Genomic DNA, 22,802 nt, shown 5'->3' with positions numbered 1-22,802 from the left:
CCGCCACACTCCCTCGTCATTCATTAAGCCGACTTCACTATGATCTAAATCATGGTTTTGTCAGCCCCCCCTCCCTATTATCAAATTCATCAAGAATAAACATTAAGAATAGTATATAAACCATTCTACAAGGAGGGCGCGACTAATTCGATTTTTGGCGATCATCAACTTGCCTGATTGATTTTTGTTTAATTGGACTGTTTTATTTTCCTGTTTCATTTTTAAAAAGGAATTAATAATGAACCATTCACTCATGGCATTGATGCTATTGGCCCTGCTACCCGCAACCCTGCAGGCGGCTCAACAAACCAGTCACCACGTGGCTTCCGGTACTATACGCTTTATCGGCGAGATCACCTCACCGGCCTGTACTATCCAACATAGAAATGAAGAAATCATTTCTCGCTGTTCAGGTTTGGTATCGGCTCAGGGTCAACGCCCTATCACTAGCTCATTGAACAATATGCCACCAGAATTAGTTTCCAACGTGACCACCGAGATAATTAATAATAACGACCGGTTGAAGAACATCACCATCAGTTATAAGTAATGGGGGCATTTTATTGTTAACCCTGCTTGGTGTGATAAACATTATTGATATATTATAAATTTTTTTTATAAATAAGCCCCTTTGTACCCCACTCATTTTCCAGTCGTCAGTATGGGCAACCTGAGGTTGCCCATCTTCATGTCCGGAATCCGCCATCGTCCCGCCTGGTTTCGTGCAATAATCTGCCCATCAAACGAGAGGAGTGATCAAAATGCAGACTTTTTTTATTGATCGTATGGCGACGCCGGTGGGTGAGCTGGTGTTGATTGCCGATGAGCAGGACCGCTTGCGCGCTATCGACTGGACGGAACACGAAACCCGCCTGATGAAGCTGCTGAATACCCATTACCGAGCCGATCGTTTTCAACTGGTGGACAAGGCTAACCCCGGGGGTCTTACCGATGCCATGCAGCGCTATTTTTCCGGTGAACTGGATGTGATCAACGATCTGCCGGTCATGACGGCCGGCACTGAGTTCCAGCGCAGTGTCTGGCAGCAACTGCGCCAGATCCCGTGCGGCGAGATCATCACCTACGGTGAACTGGCTAAGCGTATTGGGCGCCCAACGGCGTCCCGTGCGGTGGGGATGGCCAACGGCTCCAACCCCATCAGCATCGTAGTGCCCTGCCATCGGGTGATTGGCTCACAGGGCGCATTGACCGGCTATGCCGGTGGCGTTCAGCGTAAACAGTGGCTGTTGAAACACGAAGGCTACCTGCAAAACGATCTGCTTTAATTCAACCCACCGGAATAGCGCAGCTCACTATGGGCTATTCCAGTGGCTTATTAATGAGGAGCATAATCCGGCGGGACCCCGCTGTCCGACGAAGAGGGAACGTAGTCCGGCGGTATAGTTGATGCAGGCTGTACATCCTCAGAGGTGTAACCGTAACCCACTGGTACCTTATTGCCTTTGGCATACATACACTGGCTGTAAACCCTGTCGTAGCGATCCTGCAAATCGGCGCTACTGCCCGAGGCCGAACTTCCGGCCATTGAACTGCCCACCAGCAATCCGCCGCCGGCACCAATAAGCGCACCAGGTCCAGCATCTCCGAATACCGCGCCGATCAACGCCCCTGCTGCCGCGCCAACCACCGTGCCGGCGGCGGCGGTGCCAGCCGCGTTGTCATTCGCCGTCTGAGCACCGTTTCCTACGCTGTTCTGTGCATAGCCGCGGCACAACGCCTCATCACGGTTGAATTGTTCATAGCTCTTGCCGGTACCCGGCAAGCTCATCACTTCCGGTCCAGCAGGCGGCGTCACGCAACCGCACAGCCCTGATACCAAAGCCAGTAAAGTAAAAACAGGGAGTAATTTCATTACCGATCCGCCTCAGATTTACCGGGACGCCGAGCTGTCTGGCACCACTTTCATCCAGCCGTCAGGACAACGCGCCACCTGCGGGTAGTAACCTGCCGGACGTCGGCAGTAATATGCGTAGGCTGGGGCCCTTTCTATGTAATTCTGTGGCGGTGCCACGTAGACCACCGGTGGCGGAGCATAATAGACCGGCGGTGGCCCCCAGGGGATACCTATTACTACCCGCGGGCCATAATAACCGTGCCCATAATAACCGTGCCCATAATAACCGTGCCCATAATAGCCATGGCCGTAATAGCCATGGCCATAGTAGCCGTGTGCAAACGAGGCCGTGCTTGCCGCCATCAATGCCCCTGTTGCCAGCATTAACAACATGACCTTTTTCATCATTGACTCCTCAACCAATGGTCACCTCACCCAATAACAAGATAACGCTCGTCTGGGAGTTCTCTGCGGCAAAGATTGGGATGAATGCGATCGGTTTTCGCCAACAAATGTGTACAAATATTGGTCTGGAACCGCAAAAAGGCGCTCAAAAGGCAGGGTTAAATGCTGCTTACTGAAAAATACGCTGCGCTACCCCGCATTTCTTGCGGATACGGAGAACCAAGCGCGTCGACCGTCCCTTGGCGTAACTAGCAAATAAATCGAAATATTTCAGCCAGCTACAGAACAATCGGCTGCAAGCCTGCTTAATATTCGCACAGAATGCCCCCGTTCTTATTAATGCTACCCTTATCACCTGCCGGAAAAGATGTTAAAATTGACGCATATCAATTATTGAATGAGCGTAATCTATGATCCCGGAAAAACGCGTGATTCGTCGTATCCAGTCTGGTGGTTGTGCGATCCATTGTCAGGATTGCAGTATCAGCCAGCTGTGTATTCCTTTTACTCTTAATGCGCACGAGTTGGACCAGCTCGACAACATTATCGAAAGGAAAAAGCCTATCCAGAAGGGCCAGACCCTGTTCAAGGCCGGCGATGAACTGAAATCGCTGTACGCTATCCGCTCCGGGACCATCAAGAGTTACACCATTACCGAACAGGGTGACGAGCAAATCACCGGCTTCCATCTGGCGGGCGATCTGGTCGGTTTTGATGCTATCGGCGGTCTGAAGCACCCAAGCTTCGCTCAGGCGTTGGAAACCTCGATGGTATGCGAAATCCCATTCGAAACGCTGGATGACCTGTCCGGTAAAATGCCTAATCTGCGCCAACAGATCATGCGTCTGATGAGCGGCGAGATTAAAGGTGACCAGGACATGATCCTGCTGTTGTCGAAGAAAAATGCCGAAGAGCGTCTGGCTGCATTCGTCTACAACCTCTCGCGCCGCTTTGCGGAGCGGGGTTTCTCACCGCGCGAGTTCCGCCTGACCATGACCCGCGGCGATATCGGCAACTACCTCGGCCTGACGGTTGAAACCATCAGTCGCCTGCTGGGCCGCTTCCAGAAAAGCGAAATTCTCAGCGTTAAAGGCAAATACATCACCATCGAAAACGTCGATGCCCTGTCTGTGCTGGCCGGCACGCCACGCATTAACGTCACCGTAAACGCCTGATCCCTATGCTGGGTTAATCATTCGACAGAATTATTGACCCAGCACACCTCTGCCGCTGTTCTGTTTTTCAATGTTGGGTTACTCTGTAAATTGACAGACTGTTGATTTTCAGCTGTAAGGAGGCCCTATGGCGAAGTATCAGAATCTTCTGGTGGCTATTGACCCCAATCAGGACGACCAGCCGGCGCTGCGCCGGGCGGTATACCTGATAAAACGCAATGGCGGGCGCATTAAGGCCTTCCTGCCTATTTATGACTTCTCTTACGAGATGACGACCCTGCTCTCGCCAGACGAAAGAACGGCAATGCGGCAAGGCGTTATCAGTCAACGCGCCGCTTGGATCACCGAGCAATGTCGTTTTTATCTCGACGAAGGCGTGCCCATTGAAATCAAAGTGGTCTGGCATAACCGCCCTTATGAGGCGATTATTCAGGAAGTGATCGCCGGTAAGCACGATCTGCTGCTAAAAATGGCGCACCAACACGATCGTCTTGAATCCGTCATTTTCACCCCAACCGATTGGCATCTGTTACGCAAATGCCCGTGCCCGGTGTGGATGGTCAAAGATCAGCCCTGGCCTGAAGGCAGTAAAGCGGTGGTTGCGGTTAACCTGGCCAGTGAAGAACCCTATCACGATCCCTTGAACATCAAACTGGTGCAGGAGACCGTTGAGTTGGCGCATAACGTCAACCAAACGGAAGTGCATCTGGTCGGCGCTTACCCGGTCACCCCCATCAATATCGCCATTGAACTGCCTGATTTTGACCCCAGCGTATACAACGATGCCATCCGCGGACAGCATCTGATTGCCATGAAGGCGTTAAGACAGAAATTCGGCATTAACGAAGAATTCACCCACGTTGAAAAAGGCCTGCCGGAAGAGGTAATCCCCGACCTGGCTGAGCACCTGCAGGCGGGCGTCGTGGTATTGGGTACCTTGGGCCGTACCGGCATCTCGGCGGCGTTTATCGGCAATACCGCCGAACATGTGATCGACCATCTGAAATGTGACCTGCTGGTGATCAAGCCAGAAAACTTCAACTGTCCGATCGAAGTTGACGAAGATGATGAGCACGACGACGAAGACTGATGTTTGACGCATAAAAAAACGGGCCCAAGGGCCCGTTTTTATTTGCCTGCGCGTTACGCCTGTAGCGCACGCAGAATCGCTTCCACACTCTCTTTGGCGTCACCAAACAGCATCTGGGTGTTCTCCTTGAAGAACAGCGGGTTCTGGACGCCGGCGTAACCGGTGTTCATCGAACGCTTGAAGGCAATCACATTCTGCGCCTTCCACACTTCCAGTACCGGCATGCCGGCGATCGGGCTACGCGGATCTTCCAGCGCGGCCGGGTTCACCGTATCGTTAGCGCCAATCACCAACACGGTGTCGGTATCAGGGAAATCTTCGTTGATTTCATCCATTTCCAACACCACGTCGTAAGGCACCTTGGCTTCAGCCAGCAGTACGTTCATGTGGCCAGGCAAACGCCCGGCAACCGGGTGAATACCGAAACGTACTTTGATGCCACGCGCGCGCAGTTTCTCGGTGATTTCCGCCACCGGATACTGCGCCTGAGCGACCGCCATGCCATAGCCTGGGGTGATGATCACCGAAGTGGAGTTCTTCAACTGCTCGGCAACTTCTTCCGCGGTCGTTTCGCGATACTCACCCATTTCTTCCGCATTACCGGTCGAAGAACCGTCGGTACCGAAGCCGCCGGCGATTACGCTGATAAACGAACGGTTCATCGCCTTACACATAATGTAAGACAGGATGGCACCCGAAGAGCCTACCAGTGCCCCGGTCACGATCAGCAGATCGTTGCTCAGCATGAAGCCCGCCGCTGCCGCTGCCCAGCCCGAATAGGAGTTGAGCATCGACACCACCACCGGCATATCTGCCCCGCCGATGGAAGCCACCAGATGCCAGCCAAACGCCAACGCGATAGCGGTCATCAGCACCAATGCCACTGCCTGCCAGCCCACGCTGTCGGCACGAACAAACACCACCAGCAGCAGGAAGGAGACGACCAGGGCCGCCAAATTCATTTTGTGGCGATTTGGTAGCGCCAAAGGTTTGGACGAGATGATACCGCGCAGTTTACCAAAGGCGACAATCGAACCTGTGAATGTCACCGCACCGATAAAGATACCGAGGAACACTTCGGTCAGATGGATGTTTTCCATCACCGGCTCCATCGGCGCACCGTGATCCAGATAGCTGTTTAAGCCCACCAGTACCGCCGCCAGGCCGACAAAGCTGTGCAGTACCGCCACCAGCTCTGGCATTTCGGTCATTTCGACCTTCTTCGCCAGATAGACCCCAATAGAACCGCCGATAATCATCGCGATGATGATCCAGCCCACGTTGCCGGAATCCGGCCCGAGAATGGTGGCGATCAGCGCAATCGCCATCCCTGCGATACCAAACAGATTGCCCCGCTTGGACGTTTCATGGCGCGATAAACCCGCCAGGCTGCAGATAAACAAAATAGCGGCAACAATGTATGCAGCTGTAACTAATCCTCCAGACATGTGCTACCCCTTAGTTCTTGCGGAACATCTTCAGCATGCGCTGAGTGACGGTGAATCCACCAAAAATGTTGATGCTGGCGATCAGCACGGCGATGAAGGAGAGGAAACTCACCCAACCGCCGTGGCCAATCTGCAATAACGCACCGACCACGATAATCCCTGAGATCGCATTGGTGACCGACATCAACGGGGTATGCAATGCATGGCTGACGTTCCACACCACGTAGTAACCCACCACGCAGGCCAGCGCAAACACGGTAAAGTGAGACAGGAACTCTTTCGGCGCGGCGTCGGCCAACCAGCCAAACAGAATAATCGCCAACGCCATCAGGCCATATTTCAGCCAAGGTGATACCGGTTTTGCCTCCGGCTTGGCGACCGGGGCCGCCGCCTGCGCCTGTTTCGGCTGGGCAGAAACCTGGATTGGCGGTGCCGGCCAGGTGACTTCGCCACTGCGCACCACGGTCACGCCGCGGATCACGGTGTCTTCGAAGTCGACGTCAATTTCGCCATTTTTCTCTTTCGACAGCAGCTTCAGCAGGTTAACCAGGTTGGTACCGTAAAGCTGCGAGGATTGGGTCGGCAAACGGCTTGGCAGATCGGTATAGCCAATGATTTTCACGCCGTTATCGGTAACGGTCACGCGGTCGGCCACGGTTAGCTCGCAGTTACCCCCGTTTTGTGCAGCCAGATCGACGATCACGCTGCCCGGTTTCATCGAAGCCACCATTTCTTTGGTAATCAGCTTCGGTGCCGGTTTGCCCGGGATCAGCGCCGTGGTGACGATAATGTCAACCTCCGCCGCCTGAGCAGCGAACAGCGCCATCTCTGCTTTGATAAAGGCTTCGGACATCACTTTGGCGTAGCCGTCGCCGCTGCCCGCTTCTTCCTCGAAATCCAACTCGAGGAATTCCGCGCCCATGCTCTGCACCTGCTCTTTGACTTCAGGGCGAGTGTCGAAGGCGCGAACAATGGCTCCCAGGCTGCCGGCAGCACCGATGGCCGCCAACCCGGCGACGCCGGCACCGATGATCATCACCTTGGCCGGTGGAACCTTGCCCGCAGCGGTGATCTGACCGGTAAAGAAACGGCCAAACTCATGCGCGGCTTCAACAATTGCCCGGTAGCCGGCGATATTCGCCATAGAACTCAGCGCGTCCATAGACTGTGCGCGTGAGATGCGCGGCACCGAATCCATCGCCATCGCGGTGACGTTGCGTTCGGCCAGCTTCGCAATCAGTTCAGGGTTTTGCGCCGGCCAGATAAAGCTGACCAGGGTGCTGCCCTCACGCATTAACGCGATCTCGTCCTCAAGCGGCGCGTTAACTTTCAAAATCAGATCCGACTGCCAGACATCGGCAGTGTCGGCGATCTCAGCCCCAGCGGCTTGATACGCGCCATCGTCAAAACTTGCCAGTTTACCCGCCCCGCTTTCAATCGCGACGGTAAAGCCCAGCTTCAGCAGTTGTTCCACCGTTTTCGGCGTTGCTGCGACCCGGGCTTCATTGGCCAACCGTTCTCTTGGTACACCAATACGCATAATGTTCCCTTCTCACCTGTCTTTGATGATGTTTATTATCGTCCTGCCCATAGCGATGGCGCCGGCTGACAGGCCTTTGCTTACGCTTGTCGGCATCGAATTAAGGCACCATCTATAACCTACTGAAAATATGATCGATGATCCATAATTGCTTACGCATTCAGGTCTGTTTTTACATAAAAACCCAGCTAACGACATGACAAATCGCAATTTAAAGTTAAAAAGCCCGTTGGAATGGCGCTTTAGCGGCCAGATTGCGATAGCACCCGGTGCGCGGATATCTGGCGCGACGCGGCTGGCACGCATAAAAGTTATAAAATTGTGAATAATTAACACTTATGACATCAAAGGCTTTATTATTGAAACTTATGGTGATGCTGCGCAGAATGACGGACATCATTCTTCCGGGAATTTGTCTCATGAGATGACATAAAATGCTGAGACACTGCTCGAGATTACATGTAATAATCGGCGGCTGAATTACACCTAAACAGTTCAGCACGTTATAAACGTTAATGCGCTAGGCGAAAGGATTTTTTATGAAGCTGAAGAACACGATCATCGCGTCAGCCTTGTTATCACTCACTGCGCTGTCCGCTCATGCGGCGCAAGAGTTAACTCCTGAAAAAGCAGCGGCGCTGAAGCCGTTTGATCGCATCACGATTACCGGCCGCTTTAATGCCATCAATGAAGCTGCTGATGCCATTTCCCGCCGTGCAGACAAACTGGGTGCAGACGCCTTCTACATCCAGGACAGCAACAACAGCAACAATGGCGGCAACTGGCGCGTTACCGCCGATCTTTACCACAAAGATGCGCCGGAAGTGAGCAAAGAACCGAAATACCGCGTGATTAACGGCGTTACCGAGCTGCCGAAAGAACAAGCCTTCCTGCTGGAGCCTTACGATACCGTAAGCGTCAGCGGTTTCTACCGCAGCCAGCCGGACATCAACGATGCCATCACCAAAGAAGCGAAAAAGAAAGGCGCAGCCTCCTTCTTTATCGTACGTCAGGTTGATGCCAACCAGGGCGGCAACCAGTTCATTACCGCCTACATCTATAAAGCCGATGCACCTAAACGTACCGTTCAGAACCCGGATGCCATCCCGGCCGACTCTGAAGCAGGTAAGGCCGCTCTGGCTGCCGGTGGCGCTGCTGCTGCCAATGTGGAAATCCCTGGCGTAGCCTCTTCAGGCTCACCAAGCCGTGACGTAGGCCGTTTCTTCGAAACCCAGTCTTCAACCGGTAAGCGTTATACTGTCACGTTGCCTAACGGCACCAAGATTCAAGAAGTAAACAACGTGACCGCCGCACAGATGGTGCCGTTTGACTCAGTGACCTTTACCGGCCACTTCAACAGCATGACCGACGTTTCTACCGAAGTGGCGAAACGCGCGGCTGAGAAAGGCGCCAAGTACTATCACGTAACCCGTCAGTGGCAGAACAAGAGCGGCGGCAACCTGACCGTCAGCGCTGATCTGTTCAAATAAGTTTCACTTTGCGGTTTACCATCGGGCAGCCATTGAGCTGCCCGTTTTTTTTGCCCCGCCTGTCGCCCGCCAGTTGAATAATTTTTTGCAAAAATCGCATATTCAATCATTGCATCCGCAGAGATCCATCCGTAGAATTTGCGCGAATTTTTAGGGCTATTGTCTATTTGTTCAGTAATTACCATTACGTTGTTACTGCCGAGCAGTTCCCTCCCAGTTGTTTATTCTGTGTTCAGGATCCGTCATTGGAAAAGAAACTAGGTCTTACCGCGTTAACCGCATTGGTGCTCAGCTCAATGCTGGGCGCTGGGGTTTTCAGCCTGCCGCAAAACATGGCGCAAGTCGCCAGTCCGGTTGCCCTGCTATTGGGTTGGGCGATTACCGGCGTCGGCATCCTGTTTCTGGCTTTTGCCATGCTGTTGCTCACCCGCCTGAGGCCCGATCTGGACGGCGGTATTTTCACCTATGCGAAAGAAGGCTTCGGCGAACTGGTGGGTTTCTGCTCCGCCTGGGGGTATTGGCTGTGCGCCGTTATCGCCAATGTTTCTTACCTGGTGATCGTCTTTGCCGCGCTAAGTTTGTTCACCGATCGCGGCGGCGAGGTCATTTTAGGTGACGGCAATACCTGGCAGGCGCTGCTGGCTGAGTCGCTGCTGCTGTGGATTGTGCATGCGCTGGTACTGCGCGGCGTGCAAACCGCGGCCAGCATTAATTTGGTCGCCACCCTGGCCAAACTGTTGCCGCTAGGGATGTTTGCCGTCTTGGCGGCGGTTGCCTTCAAAATGGACGTATTCACGCTGGATTTCCACGGCGTCGCGCTTGGCAAACCGGTGTGGGAACAGGTTAAAAATACCATGCTGATCACCCTGTGGGTGTTTATCGGTGTGGAAGGCGCAGTGGTGGTTTCGGCCCGTGCACGCCATAAAAAAGATGTGGGCCGCGCCACTATGCTGGCCGTGGTTTCCGCACTGGCGGTTTATCTACTGGTAACGCTGCTCTCATTGGGCGTGGTACCGCGCAGCGAATTGGCTGAGATGCGCAATCCGTCAATGGCAGTGTTGATGGTCGATCTTATTGGGCCATGGGGTGATGTGATTATCGCCGCCGGACTGATCGTCTCGGTCTGCGGCGCTTACCTGAGCTGGACGATTATGGCTGCCGAAGTGCCGCTGCTGGCGGCGCAACACGGCGCGTTTCCGAAAATATTCAGCAAGCAGAACAAGAACCACGCGCCTTCGGCTTCGCTGTGGCTGACCAACCTCGCGGTACAGTTCGCTCTGGTGCTGATCTGGCTGACCGGCAGCAACTACAACTCGCTGCTGACTATCGCTTCGGAAATGATCCTGGTGCCCTATTTCCTGGTCGGCGCCTTCCTGTTTAAGATGGCGATCCGTCGTCAGGACAAGCGGCTGATGTTTGCCGCGACGGGCGCTTGCCTGTATGGCATTTGGCTGCTCTATGCGTCAGGCTTGATGCATCTGCTGATGTCGGTGCTGCTGTATGCGCCAGGGCTGTTGGTGTTTATCTATGCAAGGCGCGGACATGGTGATGTCAAATTGCTGAATCAGCTGGAGAAAGGCAGTATTTTTCTGTTGCTGGTGGCCACGGTACCGGCCGGCTGGTTTATGTTGCAGTAGTGAAAAACGGCCGGGTGGAAACACCCGGTCAGTTAGATTGGGACAGGCCCAGGCTGATGCTCATGCGTTCACCCACCTGAGAGATAATCACTCCCTCAACGCACTCCTGTTGGATGGCTGCCAACTGCTGCTTATCGAGCGCATACGGTAGTTTAATGTCGAACACTGCCAGCCCCTGCTGCTGCGCCAGATCGATCAGACGCACAATGTTGGTTTCGTCGCTGACCTGGGTGGAAACCACCTGCAGCGCCAGCGCCTTCAACTGCTCTTTCCGCGTTTGTGATGCGGAAGCCTGCGATTTCAATACCATGCCAAAAAACGGCATCACACCATAGATTGCATCTACAAAGCGCCAGTGCTTCTTGCACGATGCGGACAGAAAATCCATGTAATCAAAACAGATTTTCTCACTGCGGGCGACGGGTGCAAGGTGACTACTGTTCATCCCTTCCTCTCATTGCCAGTGTATTACATCCTGAAATGGATAATCGATGCGAAGCTTTAACGAATTTCCGCCGTATAATGGCATAATTCCCCTATTGTTTGCCAGTCTGTCCAGGAGCTTTAATCAATGGAACTTCACAACTCTGCGCCGGTCCTGATCACCGGCGGCGCACGTCGGATTGGGCTGGCCCTGGCCAGGTCATTCTTACAGCGCGATATCCCGGTGATCATTGCCTTTCGCAGCACTTATCCGGCGCTGAGCGAGCTGAAAAGACTGGGCGCTACCTGTATTCAAGGGGATTTTTCCACCCATGAGGGCATTTACAGTTTTGCCGAACAGGTGCGCCAAACAGCCCCAAAACTGCGCGCGGTGATCCACAACGCCAGCGCCTGGCAGGCCGAATCCCCAGAGGTGCCGCCGGAGCAGGTGATGGCGGCGATGCTGCAAATTCACGTTTATACCCCCTACTTGCTGAATCAGCTGCTGGAACCCTGCCTGCTGGGCCAGGGTCAAGCCGGGGCTGATATCATTCACCTGACAGATTATGTGGTGGAAAAAGGCAGCGACAAACACATTGCCTATGCCGCCAGTAAAGCCGCCCTGGACAATATGACCCGCTCGTTTGCCCGCAAGCTGGCACCGGAAGTCAAGGTCAACGCCATCGCGCCTGCGCTGATTATCTTTAACCCGGGCGACGACGAACATTATCGTCAGCAGGCGTTGGCAAAATCGCTGATGAAAATCGCCCCCGGCGAAAGTGAAGTGGTCAACCTGGTGAACTACTTGCTGGACAGTCGTTACGTCACCGGCCGTACCCATGGCGTGGATGGCGGAAGACCCCTGCGCTAGCGCATGATCTGCATGGCTTATCGCGGTGCCCCGCGCTATGCTGAATTTCGTTATTCTGATAAAACCGCTGAATATGCATAAAATTGTTTTTGTTGAAGACGATCCGGAAGTCGGCAAACTGATTGCCGCCTATCTGGGCAAGCACGATATTGAGGTTCTGATCGAGCCGCGTGGCGACAGCGCACAGGCTCGCATCGAGCTGGAGCAACCGGATCTGGTGCTGCTCGACATTATGTTGCCCGGCAAGGACGGTATGACGCTGTGCCGCGATCTGCGTCCGACCTTCGCAGGCCCGATCGTGCTGCTGACCTCGCTGGACAGCGACATGAACCATATCCTTTCGCTGGAAATGGGTGCCAACGATTACATCCTGAAAACCACGCCCCCGGCGGTGTTGTTGGCGCGGCTACGCCTGCATCTGCGTCAGCATGGCCATCAGCCAAAGGAAGAATCGACCCAGCCGATCACCCAGCACAACGCCTTGCACTTTGGCTTGTTGTGCATCGACCCGGTCAACCGCCAGGTGACGCTGGGCGAAGAGATCATCACCCTTTCCACCTCGGATTTCGATCTGCTGTGGGAACTGGCCACCCATGCCGGTCAAATCATGGATCGCGAAGCCTTGCTGCAAAACCTGCGCGGCGTGAGCTATGACGGCCTGGACCGCAGTATCGACGTCGCGATTTCCCGCCTGCGTCGCAAGTTGTACGACAACGCACTGGAGCCTTTTCGCGTCAAAACCGTGCGCAATAAAGGTTACCTGTTCGCCCCGAACGCCTGGGAGTTCGTGCAGCAATGAGAAAGCTCTTTGTGCAGTTTTTCCTGCTGCTTTTCGTTTGCTTCCTAGTGATGGCGATGCTGGTTGGCCTGGTGTACAAAGTCACCGCTGAACGCGCCGGCCGCCAGTCGATGGACGACCTGATGAAAAGTTCGCTGTACCTGATGCGCAGCGAACTGCGGGAAATCCCGCTGAAAGACTGGAACAAGACCATCGCCACGCTGGATTTGAACCTGTCGTTCAAGCTGCACATTGAACCGCTGGGTAAACAGGATCTGAGTGAAGACCTGAAGAAACGCCTGCGCCTTGGCGAAATTATCGCGCTCGACGATCAATACACCTTTATGCAGCGCATTCCCCGTAGCCACTATGTGTTGGTGGTGGGTCCGATCCCTTATCTGTTCTATCTGCATCAAATGCGGCTGCTGGATTTGGCGCTGCTGGTGTTTATCGGCATGTCGCTGGCGCTGCCGGTGTTTCTGTGGATGCGCCCGCACTGGCAGGATTTGCTGAAGTTGGAAAATGCGGCGCAGCGCCTGGGTGCCGGGCACCTGGATGAACGTACCCATTTCGATCCTACCTCCAGTCTGAACCGGCTTGGGGTGGCCTTTAACCAGATGGCGGATAACGTCAATACGCTGATCGCCAGCAAGAAGCAGCTCATCGACGGCATCGCCCACGAGCTGCGTACGCCACTGGTACGGCTGCGTTATCGGCTGGCGATGAGCGATAATCTGTCCGATAGCGAGCAACAGGCATTGAATCGCGATATCGGCCAGTTGGAGTCACTTATCGATGAACTGCTTACCTACGCGCGGTTGGATCGTCCCCAGGTGGCGCTCAATATAGAGCCGCTCGACTTGCCCAAATGGTTGGAAGACAAGGCGGATGACCTGCGGCTGATCCACCCGGAACGAGAAATTCAACTGGATATCCCCCACGTCGGCGATTTTGGCGGCGTTGATTTGCGTCTGATGGAGCGGGTGCTGGATAACCTGGTAAACAACGCATTGCGTTACTCCGAACAGCGCCTGCGAATCGGCCTGTGGTTTGACGGCGACAGTGCCTGCTTACAGGTAGAAGACGATGGCCCCGGCATTCCGCCGGAAGAGCGTGAACGGGTATTCGAACCCTTTGTCCGCCTCGATCCGAGCCGCGATCGCGCCACCGGCGGTTGCGGCCTGGGCCTGGCCATTGTGCATTCGATTGCCGTGGCCTATCAGGGCCAGGTTTATGTAGACGCCAGTTCGCTCGGCGGTGCCAGCTTCCGTTTCTGTTGGCCAATAAAGCCCACTTTCGATTTAAAAGCAGACCCGGTGTAACCCTGTTCACGCGCAGCATGACTACGCGAAAGAGTGATCCGGATTAAAATAATATGGAGCTAAACGATGACATCTGCACATACCCCATCCTCATACGACGAGCTGCGCGCCCTGTTCACCCGCCTGTCGCGCTTCGGCCACCTTTCCGCTATTGCCGGTTGGGACATGCAAACCATGATGCCACCGGGCGGCAGCAAAGCACGTTCGGAAGCGCTGGCTGAACTGAGCGTACTGCAACACCAAATTTTGACCGCAGAAAAAACCGGCCGCCTGTTTGAACGTGCACAGCAGGAAACCCTGGATGACATTGATCGCGCCAACCTGCTGGAAATGCGTCGCCAATATGACAATGCGGTGCTGGTGCCGGAGTCGCTGGTCGAAGCCAAGTCGCTGGCCGGCGCGCGTTGTGAACATGCCTGGCGCGCTCAGCGTCCAGCCAACGACTGGGAAGGTTTCGCGGAGAACCTGCGTGAAGTGGTCAAGCTTAGCCGACAGGAAGCGCAGATCCGGGCCGAAGCAGCAGGCACCAGCCGCTACGATGCGCTGCTGAATCTGTATGAACCGGGCATGCGCAGCAGCGATATCGACCGCATTTTTGGCGATCTGAAAACCTGGTTGCCTGACCTGCTGCAGAAAGTGGTGACCAAACAGGCTCAGGAACCTTGCCTGATCCCACAAGGGCCGTTCAATGTGGAGACCCAGCGTCAACTGAGTTTGAGCGTAATGAAACTGCTCGGTTTTAACTTTGATGGCGGCCGCGTGGACGTCAGTGCACACCCATTCTGCGGTGGCGTACCTGAAGACGTGCGCATCACCACTCGCTATAACGATAAAGAATTCCTGACGGCACTGCTCGGTATCGTGCATGAAACCGGCCATGCCCGCTACGAGCAAAACCTGCCGCGTGACTGGCTGGGCCAACCTGTAGCTCAGGCGCGCTCAACGGCCATCCACGAATCGCAAAGCCTGCTGTTTGAAATGCAGTTGGCGCGCGGCAGCGACTTCCTGAAGATCCTGCGCCCGTTGGTGACCCAGCAATTTGGCGAGCAGCCGGCGCTGGAAGAAGCTAACTTTATCCGTCTGAATCAGCGTGTAAAACCCGGCCTGATCCGCGTAGATGCTGACGAGGTGAGCTACCCGGCGCACGTAATCTTGCGTTATGAGATCGAGAAAGCCCTGGTTGAAGGCGAGATCGAGGTGGAGGACATTCCGGCACTGTGGAATGAGAAAATGAAGGGTTACCTCGGCCTGGATACCGTCGGCAACTACCGTAATGGCTGCATGCAGGACATTCACTGGACTGACGGTGCCTTCGGTTATTTCCCGACTTACACTCTGGGCGCCATGTATGCCGCGCAGCTGTTCCACAGCGCACGTGAAGCAATGCCATCGTTGAGCAGCGACATTGCCGAAGGCAACCTGAATCCGCTGTTCCACTGGCTGAAACAGAATATCTGGCGCCACGGCAGCCGCTTCCCTACCGATACGCTGATCGCTAACGCGACCGGCGAAGCGCTTAACCCGGCCTATTTCCGCAAGCATTTGGAAAACCGCTACCTGTAATCCTGTCCCCAGGCACAATGTCCCGTGCCTGGGCATTTTCCCCTGCTTTGCCAGCATGATTCCATAGCGCACTTCCCCTTCCTACGACACTTTGGTCGCAGAGAGTGGGTCAGTAACTCCCCATATGTATGTTGTAACTAAAATGGCAAAATTCAGTGCCTATTGGGCATCCGCTCTAACCACGGTTGTCGCTCGCCGGCGCTTTCATCTCCCTTTTCTGTGGGTTCGTACATTAGGTTACACGCCGAAACCAATCACTCACGGAAAGCATTCTGGCGTTTGCCTACTATCTTTACACCGGCCCCGCAGTGGGCTCGATACATGATGAGTCATTTGAGGAATCTACAATGAAAAAAGTATTAGCTCTGGTTGTTGCCGCTGCAATGGGTCTGTCTTCTGTTGCCTTCGCTGCTGACGCTGCCACCACCACGGCAACCCCTGCTGCGACAGCGACTACCACCACCGCAGCTCCGGCTAAAACCACTCACGTGAAGAAACATCACGCGAAGAAAGCGCCAGTACAAAAAGCGCAGGCGGCTAAAAAGCACCACAAAGCTACTGCCAAAAAAGCGCCGGCTCAGAAAGCCCAGGCCGCCAAGAAACACCACAAAAAAGCCACCAGCACGCCAGCGGCATAATCGCAATCTGAAGTGAGGCTCCCCTCACCAGTCCAGGCTTGAGTTGTCCAACACCCGGTTCGCCGGGTGTTTTTTCATCGGGGGTTCTCATCATGCTGCGTCGCTACCTATTTGAGATCATTTTGGCCAGCCTGATCCTTTGCGGGCTCATTGCCGCCTTTTTTTATCTGTAGCCGCTCAGCCCTTCGGGATAAGAAATTATTGAAAAATCAATCACTGCCCATCCACACTGCGACTAAATCAGTCTATAGTTACCATTCAGTGTGTTTATGGATGACCCGTCATTTCCAGGCAAGAAACCTATGCGCATAACCGTTTTGCTGTTGCTGTGCTCATTCCCGCTCGCACTTTCCCTCTCAGCAAGGGCCGACAGCCCTTCCGATGCATCGATCGCTGAGCAAACACGCCTGTTTTTTGGCAAAGATGAACGCATCAAGGTCACCGAAACCGACGGCTGGCCGTGGCAGGCGATTGGCCAGGTAGAAACCGCCAGCGGTAATTTGTGCACCGCCACGCTGATCTCTCCTCATCTGGCACTCACCGCCGGGCACTGCGTGCTGGCACCGCCGGGCCAATTGGACAAGGCGATCGCACTGCGCTTTGTGGCCGGCAACAAGAGTTGGCAATACCAGACCGACAATATCGAGACGCTGGTTGACCGCAAGCTGGGCAAAAAGCTCAAGGCCGACGGCGACGGCTGGATCGTACCGCCAGCAGCCGCGGCGTATGACTTTGCCCTGATCCGCCTAAAGGATAAAAAGCCGCTGCCGATTAAGCCGTTGCCGCTGTGGCAAGGCGACAGCAAGGCTCTGACTCAGGCGCTGAAACAGGCCAAACGGCTGATTACCCAGGCCGGGTATCCGGGAGATCACCTCGACGATCTCTACAGTCACCAAAACTGTAAAGTGACGGGTTGGGCGCAACAAGGCGTACTGTCGCATCAATGCGATACCCTGCCCGGCGACAGCGGCTCGCCGTTATTGCTGAAAACCGCCGCTGGCTGGAAGCTCATCGCCATTCAAAGCTCCGCACCGGCAGCCAAAGATCGTTACCGTGCCGATAACCGCGCACTGGCGGTGACCGGTATCCGCGATGCGCTGGACGCACTGGCCGCGGGGAAATAAGCGTTATAAGCCGGCGTGGGCTTCTGCGCCGGTTTCCCTTGAGACGTTTCCCGCCATAAAGCCCTTGGGCGTGGTGCCGGTGAACTGCCGGAAGAACGCGATAAAAGCGCTGTCGCTGGAAAAGCCCAAATGCTGTGCCACGGTGCTGACCCTGGGCAAAACCTGCCCGCAACGCTGCTGGTGTGCAGCCTGTGCCTGGTCTGCACAGGCTGCCTGTTCGCGTTGCTCAGCCCGAAAGCTGTTCGATAGTCTGCAAGATACGCTTGTCAGAGATCGGGTAAGGCGTGCCGAGTTGCTGAGCGAACAGACTGACGCGCAGTTCTTCGATCATCCAACGCACCTCTTTCACCTCTTCATCCTGCTGTCGCTTCGGCGGCAGTTTGTTCAGCCACTGTTGCCAGACCTGTTGCACCTGTTCCACCCGCAGCATCTGCGCACGATCGCGATGCGGATCGGTCGCCAGCTTCTCCAGACGGCGCTCAATTGCCTGCAGATAGCGCAACGTATCCGACAGACGCTTCCAGCCGTTGTTGGTCACAAAACCGCGATAAACCAGGCCGCCGAGCTGGTTTTTAATATCTGACAGCGCCAGCGCCAGGGAGATGTCCACCCGGCCTTTCAGCCGTTTATTGATGTTGAATACCGCCGTCAGGATCTGCTCGACCTGTTTGGCTACTCCTACCACCGTTTCATTCAGCTCGGCGCGCACTTTTTCCTGCAGGCGGGCAAAATCCTCTTCCTGCCAAACCGGCCCGCCGTGCTCGGCAATCAGCTTATCGATGCCGCACGAGATGCAGTCGTCAATCAAATCCAGCACCCTGCCATAAGGGTTAAAGTACAGCCCCAGCTTGGCTTTGTTAGGCAGTTTTTCATGCAGATACTTGATGGGCGATGGAATGTTCAGCAGCAGCAGGCGGCGCGTTCCCTGCCACATCGCCTGTTGCTGTTCCTGCTCGCTGTCGAACAAACGGATCGCCACGCTGTCTTTTTCATCCACCAGCGCCGGATAGGCCTTCATCGAATAGCCACCGCGTTTCTGCTCATAAAACTCCGGCAGTTTGCCGAAGCTCCAGATATGCAGATTGCTTTGCTCCAGCCCATCGTCCGCCACCGCAGACAGGGTTTCCTGCACCTTGTCTTTCAGTTGCAGCTTCAGCGCGGTCAGATTTTTGCCTTCCAGCAGGGTTTTGTGTTTTTCCCCCACCACCCGGAAAGTCATTTTAAGGTGATCGGGCACCTGTTCCCACTGCCAGTCATCTCGTGACACCGTCACGCCAGTCATACGGCGCAGCTCGCGCTCCAGCGCATCCAACAGCGGTAATTCCAGCGCGGTGACCCGTCCCAGAAAAGCCTCAGCATAGTTCGGTGCCGGCACAAAGTTGCGACGAACCGGCTTGGGCAGCGACTTGATCAGAGCGATCACCAATTCACGGCGAATGCCTGGAATTTGCCACTCAAAACCCTGATCCTCAACCTGATTAAGGATCGGCAGAGGAATATGCACCGTCACGCCGTCGGCGTCGGTACCTGGCTCAAACTGATAGGTCAGGCGCAGCTTAAGGTTGCCCTGATGCCAGGTATTCGGATAGTCCAGCGCACTGACCTTATTGGCACCGTCCTTGATCAGCATCTCTTTTTCAAAGCTGAGCAGATCCGCGTTCTGTTTTGCGGCGTTTTTCCACCAGTTGTCAAAATGACGCCCGGAGATCACCTCGCCAGGGATGCGCTGATCGTAGAAACTGAACAGGGTTTCATCATCAACCAAAATGTCACGACGGCGCGACTTATGCTCCAGCTCCTCCACTTCCGCACGCAGCTTCAGGTTGGCACTGAAGAATGCATGGCGCGTCTGCCAGTCGCCTTCCACCAGCGCATGGCGGATAAACAGTTCCCGGCACAGCAGCGGATCTATGGTGCTGTAATTAACCTGTCGCGCAGCGACGATGGGTAACCCGAACAGCGTCACTTTTTCGGTGGCCATCACCGCACCCTGAGATTTCGACCAATGGGGTTCGCTGTAGCTGTGCTTCACCAGGTGCTGGGCTAACGGCTCAATCCACTCCGGTTCGATACGTGCGGCGATACGCCCCCACAGGCGGCTGGTCTCAACCAGTTCGGCCACCATGGTCCATTTCGGTGGCTTCTTGAACAGACCTGAACCTGGGAAGATAGAAAATCTTGCGTTGCGAGCGCCCGTGTACTCTTGCTTATCAGCATCTTTCTGGCCGATATGCGATAGCAAACCGGTTAATAACGCGGTGTGTACGCTGCGGTAATCGGAAGGTTCGCTGTTGACCGGCAGCCCCAGCTCTTTCACCACCTGACGCAGCTGGGTATAAATGTCCTGCCATTCACGCACCCGCAAATAGTTAAGGAAATCATTTCGGCACAGCCGACGGAACTGACTGGAGGAGTGCTCTTTCTGCTGCTCTTTCAGCCAGTCCCACAGGTTGACGTAAGCCAGGAAATCCGAATCTTTGTCGGCAAAGCGTCGGTGTTTCTCGTCCGAGGCCTGCTGTTTGTCCATTGGCCGTTCGCGCGGATCCTGTATCGACAGCGCAGCGGTGATGATCATCACTTCACGCACGCTGCCGCTTTTCTGCGCCTCCAGCACCATGCGCGCTAAACGCGGGTCGATCGGCAACTGCGCCAATTGACGCCCCTGAGGCGTGAGCTGGTAGTGGCCATTGTCGGCCGTTTTAATCGCGCCCAGCTCTTCGAGCAGGCGCACACCATCGAGAATATTGCGCTTGTCCGGCGCCTCAACGAACGGGAAAGCGGCGATATCCCCTAGCCCAAGCGACGTCATCTGCAAGATAACCGACGCCAGGTTGGTGCGCAGGATCTCCGGATCGGTAAACTCCGGACGCGACAGGAAGTCCTGTTCCGAGTACAGACGAATGCAAATACCGTCGGAGACGCGCCCGCAGCGGCCCTTGCGCTGATTGGCGGAAGCCTGCGAAACCGGTTCGATCGGCAGGCGCTGCACCTTGGTGCGGAAACTGTAACGACTGATACGCGCGGTACCGGGATCAATCACGTACTTGATGCCGGGCACGGTCAGTGAGGTTTCCGCCACGTTGGTCGCCAGCACGATGCGTCGGCCGTGATGCGACTGGAATACCCGGTTCTGTTCGCTGTTCGACAAACGGGCATACAGCGGCAGGACCTCGGTATGCGGCAAATTAAGACGGTTCAGGGCGTCGGCGGTGTCGCGAATTTCGCGCTCGCCGCTCATGAAGATCAGGATATCCCCCGGCCCTTCGCGGCCCAGCTCATCTACCGCATCGAAAATCGCCTGCAGTTGATCGCGATCGGTATCGTCGGCATCGTCCACTACCGGGCGATAACGCACCTCGACCGGATAAGTACGACCAGAGACTTCGATAATCGGCGCGTTATTGAAATGGCGCGAAAAACGCTGCGGATCGATAGTCGCCGAAGTGATGATGACTTTGAGATCCGGGCGCTTTGGCAGCAGTTCACGCAGGTAACCCAGGATGAAATCAATGTTCAGGCTGCGTTCGTGCGCTTCATCAATAATCAACGTGTCGTACTGCATCAGCAGCCGGTCCTGCTGGATTTCCGCCAACAGGATCCCGTCGGTCATCAGCTTGACCAGGGTGTTTTCGCCGACCTGATCGTTAAAGCGCACCTTATAACCGACGCTGCCGCCTAACGGCGTTTCCAGCTCGTCGGCAATGCGGTTGGCTACTGTACGCGCCGCCAGGCGTCGAGGTTGGGTATGGCCGATCAGCCCTTTTACCCCGCGCCCCAGCTCCAGACAGATCTTCGGCAACTGGGTGGTTTTCCCCGAACCGGTTTCACCGGCAACAATCACCACCTGATGGTCGCGGATGGCCTGCAGAATATCCTGTTTTTTCTGACTGACCGGCAGGTTTTCCGGGTAGGTGACTTTCGGACAGGATGCGGCGCGCGACTGCACTTTTTGCAACGCTGCCGTTATGTCACTTTCCAGCTCGGCGGCGACGGCCAGCTGAGCATCGGGATTTTTGATTTTTCGTGCGCCCTGCAGCCGACGTTGCAGACGTTGTTGGTCACGGAGCATCAGCTCGCCCAGTTGGGCAGACAGTGCCGCGAGCGGAGATTTCACGTTCGGTATTCCTTGTTTCATCGCTGCTGTATCAAGCTTTAGCAGCGGTTTGGTAATGGGTTAGCGAGTTTTCAGCTTTAAGTGCGCAGAATAACATAAGCCCCTTTTTCCCCATAATCCCGCCGCTTATGTCCCGGCAGCTTATTCAATAAAATCGAACAAAGGTCTCGAAATATTGCGCTATCACTGCTGAAAAAATGTGAATAGAGTGTACTGCATGCAAAGGACGCGTTGTCCTGATGTCACTGTCATAACGTAAGGAATTACCGATGAGCAAAGTATTGGTTCTTAAATCAAGCATCCTGGCGGGCTACTCGCAGTCTAACCAACTGGCAGATTTCTTCGTTGAGCAGTGGGCAAAGGCTCATGGCAACGACACCATCACCGTGCGTGACTTGGCTGCACAGCCAATCCCGGTACTGGACGGTGAACTGGTTGGCGCCCTGCGTCCTTCCGACACGCCGCTGACCCCGCGTCAAACCGAAGCCCTGGCGTTGTCCGACGAGCTGATCGCCGAACTGCAAGCCAATGACACCATCGTTATGGCGGCCCCGATGTATAACTTCAACATTCCGACCCAGTTGAAGAACTATTTCGACCTGATTGCTCGTGCCGGCGTCACCTTCCGCTACACCGAAAACGGTCCGGAAGGCCTGGTGAAAGGTAAGCGTGCCATCATTCTGACCAGCCGCGGTGGCATTCACAAAGGCACCCCGACTGACCTGGTCGAACCTTACCTGCGCCTGTTCCTGGGCTTTATCGGTATCACCGACGTCGAGTTTGTGTTCGCTGAAGGTATCGCCTACGGGCCGGATGTTGCCACCAAAGCACAGGCCGATGCCAAAGCCACGCTGGCACAGGTTGTTGCCGCCTGATGCCCGTTGCAGGGGTGTGATGCCCCTGCAAAGCTTCAACAGAACAAGCCAAATCCTGTCAAACCCGCTCTACCCTCATAAAAATCCAATGTTATATCGCTATTGCGCGCCTCAGGGCGCGCTTTTTTATTTCTTCAGCCATTGGCCGTTTATGCCGCGTACGTATTCCCCCGCGGGGGCACGGGCGACCAGTTTTTGGCCGGCCATGCGCGCCACATCGTCGATGGCGATATGATTGCTGTCCGCCACCTGTTGGTATTTCTCGGTGCGTCCGGCATTAATATTTTTCACCAGGGTCAAGGTTTCGGCGTCCTGCTTCACCGGCGCAATATAGCCGTTGAGCGTTTCACCGACGCGCCCCTGCTGCTTGGCCTCATCCAGCGTCAATGCCATTGCCATGCTGCTGAACAGCCAGGCGGCGCCAATCAAGCCTAAATAACGTTTTTTCATGTTG

General features: G+C 55.0%; 21 protein-coding genes. 13 read left to right on the top strand and 8 right to left on the bottom strand.

Going from position 1 to position 22,802, the window contains the following annotated elements; genetic code table 11:
- Positions 1–238 precede the first annotated feature (238 nt).
- Positions 239–550 carry a hypothetical protein gene (locus tag ACMGG1_RS10945; protein WP_414161374.1) on the top strand — a complete coding sequence of 104 codons (312 nt, stop codon included), beginning with the start codon at positions 239–241 and terminating at the stop codon, positions 548–550.
- A gap of 211 nt (positions 551–761) precedes the next feature.
- A complete protein-coding gene (ogt, locus tag ACMGG1_RS10940; RefSeq protein WP_046373441.1) occupies positions 762–1,286 on the top strand; it encodes a methylated-DNA--[protein]-cysteine S-methyltransferase in 525 nt (174 codons plus the stop codon).
- 50 nt (positions 1,287–1,336) lie between these two features.
- On the opposite strand, the gene ACMGG1_RS10935 is transcribed toward ogt, so the two are convergent.
- On the bottom strand, positions 1,337–1,873 hold the full coding sequence (locus tag ACMGG1_RS10935; RefSeq protein WP_414161373.1) for a glycine zipper family protein: 537 nt from the start codon (positions 1,871–1,873) through the stop codon (positions 1,337–1,339).
- An 18-nt stretch (positions 1,874–1,891) separates the two neighbouring features.
- Positions 1,892–2,263 carry a hypothetical protein gene (locus tag ACMGG1_RS10930; protein ID WP_414161372.1) on the bottom strand — a complete coding sequence of 124 codons (372 nt, stop codon included), beginning with the start codon at positions 2,261–2,263 and terminating at the stop codon, positions 1,892–1,894.
- A 407-nt stretch (positions 2,264–2,670) separates the two neighbouring features.
- Here ACMGG1_RS10930 and ACMGG1_RS10925 point away from each other — a divergent pair, with 407 nt between their 5' ends.
- Positions 2,671–3,435: an FNR family transcription factor gene (locus ACMGG1_RS10925; RefSeq protein WP_012145310.1), complete on the top strand. Its 765-nt coding sequence runs from the start codon at positions 2,671–2,673 to the stop codon at positions 3,433–3,435.
- 127 nt (positions 3,436–3,562) lie between these two features.
- Positions 3,563–4,525: a universal stress protein UspE gene (gene uspE, locus ACMGG1_RS10920; protein WP_020827051.1), complete on the top strand. Its 963-nt coding sequence runs from the start codon at positions 3,563–3,565 to the stop codon at positions 4,523–4,525.
- A 53-nt stretch (positions 4,526–4,578) separates the two neighbouring features.
- Here uspE and pntB read toward each other — a convergent pair whose 3' ends face one another.
- On the bottom strand, positions 4,579–5,973 hold the full coding sequence (gene pntB / locus ACMGG1_RS10915) for a Re/Si-specific NAD(P)(+) transhydrogenase subunit beta (protein ID WP_041414583.1): 1,395 nt from the start codon (positions 5,971–5,973) through the stop codon (positions 4,579–4,581).
- Positions 5,974–5,983: 10 nt separating this feature from the next.
- Positions 5,984–7,513 (bottom strand): Re/Si-specific NAD(P)(+) transhydrogenase subunit alpha, encoded by a 1,530-nt coding sequence (gene pntA / locus ACMGG1_RS10910; RefSeq protein WP_044551475.1) that lies wholly within the window; start codon positions 7,511–7,513, stop codon positions 5,984–5,986.
- Between the two features lie 539 nt (positions 7,514–8,052).
- Here pntA and ydgH point away from each other — a divergent pair.
- Together ydgH and ACMGG1_RS10900 are read left to right on the top strand one after the other, a co-directional pair.
- Positions 8,053–9,003, top strand: coding sequence for a DUF1471 family protein YdgH (gene ydgH, locus ACMGG1_RS10905; protein WP_048758739.1), 951 nt, complete (start codon positions 8,053–8,055; stop codon positions 9,001–9,003).
- A 245-nt stretch (positions 9,004–9,248) separates the two neighbouring features.
- Positions 9,249–10,640 carry an amino acid permease gene (locus ACMGG1_RS10900; protein WP_414161371.1) on the top strand — a complete coding sequence of 464 codons (1,392 nt, stop codon included), beginning with the start codon at positions 9,249–9,251 and terminating at the stop codon, positions 10,638–10,640.
- Between the two features lie 28 nt (positions 10,641–10,668).
- Here ACMGG1_RS10900 and ACMGG1_RS10895 read toward each other — a convergent pair whose 3' ends face one another.
- A complete protein-coding gene (locus ACMGG1_RS10895; RefSeq protein ID WP_020827058.1) occupies positions 10,669–11,085 on the bottom strand; it encodes a hypothetical protein in 417 nt (138 codons plus the stop codon).
- 126 nt (positions 11,086–11,211) lie between these two features.
- On the opposite strand from ACMGG1_RS10895, the gene folM reads away from it, so the two are divergent.
- The 6 genes from folM (at position 11,212) to ACMGG1_RS10865 (ending at position 17,359) form a co-directional block, all read left to right on the top strand.
- The gene (gene folM / locus ACMGG1_RS10890; RefSeq protein ID WP_414161370.1) at positions 11,212–11,934 is read left to right on the top strand and encodes a dihydromonapterin reductase; all 723 of its coding nucleotides are present in this window, start codon (positions 11,212–11,214) and stop codon (positions 11,932–11,934) included.
- A gap of 73 nt (positions 11,935–12,007) precedes the next feature.
- A complete protein-coding gene (gene rstA, locus ACMGG1_RS10885) occupies positions 12,008–12,733 on the top strand; it encodes a two-component system response regulator RstA (protein WP_041415408.1) in 726 nt (241 codons plus the stop codon).
- Complete coding sequence (gene rstB, locus ACMGG1_RS10880) at positions 12,730–14,034, top strand: two-component system sensor histidine kinase RstB (RefSeq protein ID WP_128865202.1); 1,305 nt, start codon at positions 12,730–12,732, stop codon at positions 14,032–14,034. Before rstA ends, rstB begins: the two co-directional genes overlap by 4 nt.
- 66 nt (positions 14,035–14,100) lie before the next feature.
- Positions 14,101–15,597, top strand: coding sequence for a carboxypeptidase M32 (locus tag ACMGG1_RS10875; RefSeq protein ID WP_048758738.1), 1,497 nt, complete (start codon positions 14,101–14,103; stop codon positions 15,595–15,597).
- A 347-nt stretch (positions 15,598–15,944) separates the two neighbouring features.
- Complete coding sequence (asr, locus tag ACMGG1_RS10870) at positions 15,945–16,235, top strand: acid resistance repetitive basic protein Asr (protein ID WP_142815140.1); 291 nt, start codon at positions 15,945–15,947, stop codon at positions 16,233–16,235.
- 302 nt (positions 16,236–16,537) lie between these two features.
- The gene (locus ACMGG1_RS10865; RefSeq protein ID WP_046373433.1) at positions 16,538–17,359 is read left to right on the top strand and encodes a trypsin-like serine peptidase; all 822 of its coding nucleotides are present in this window, start codon (positions 16,538–16,540) and stop codon (positions 17,357–17,359) included.
- A 3-nt stretch (positions 17,360–17,362) separates the two neighbouring features.
- On the opposite strand, the gene ACMGG1_RS10860 is transcribed toward ACMGG1_RS10865, so the two are convergent.
- Together ACMGG1_RS10860 and hrpA are read right to left on the bottom strand one after the other, a co-directional pair.
- Positions 17,363–17,500, bottom strand: coding sequence for a hypothetical protein (locus ACMGG1_RS10860; protein WP_221932189.1), 138 nt, complete (start codon positions 17,498–17,500; stop codon positions 17,363–17,365).
- An 85-nt stretch (positions 17,501–17,585) separates the two neighbouring features.
- A complete protein-coding gene (gene hrpA, locus ACMGG1_RS10855) occupies positions 17,586–21,473 on the bottom strand; it encodes an ATP-dependent RNA helicase HrpA (RefSeq protein ID WP_414161369.1) in 3,888 nt (1,295 codons plus the stop codon).
- Positions 21,474–21,742: 269 nt separating this feature from the next.
- Here hrpA and azoR point away from each other — a divergent pair, with 269 nt between their 5' ends.
- Positions 21,743–22,348, top strand: coding sequence for an FMN-dependent NADH-azoreductase (azoR, locus tag ACMGG1_RS10850; RefSeq protein ID WP_020827068.1), 606 nt, complete (start codon positions 21,743–21,745; stop codon positions 22,346–22,348).
- Positions 22,349–22,474: 126 nt separating this feature from the next.
- Here azoR and ACMGG1_RS10845 read toward each other — a convergent pair whose 3' ends face one another.
- Positions 22,475–22,798, bottom strand: a complete 324-nt coding sequence (locus tag ACMGG1_RS10845) for a YdbL family protein (protein ID WP_128865201.1) — start codon at positions 22,796–22,798, stop codon at positions 22,475–22,477.
- Between the last annotated feature and the right edge of the window lie 4 nt (positions 22,799–22,802).

This window comes from Serratia sp. BNK-12, from assembly GCF_047456085.1.
GTDB classification, from domain to species: Bacteria; Pseudomonadota; Gammaproteobacteria; order Enterobacterales; family Enterobacteriaceae; genus Serratia; species Serratia liquefaciens.
The sequence above is the reverse complement of the archived record's forward strand: the minus strand, read 5'-3'. Positions and strand labels throughout refer to the sequence as shown.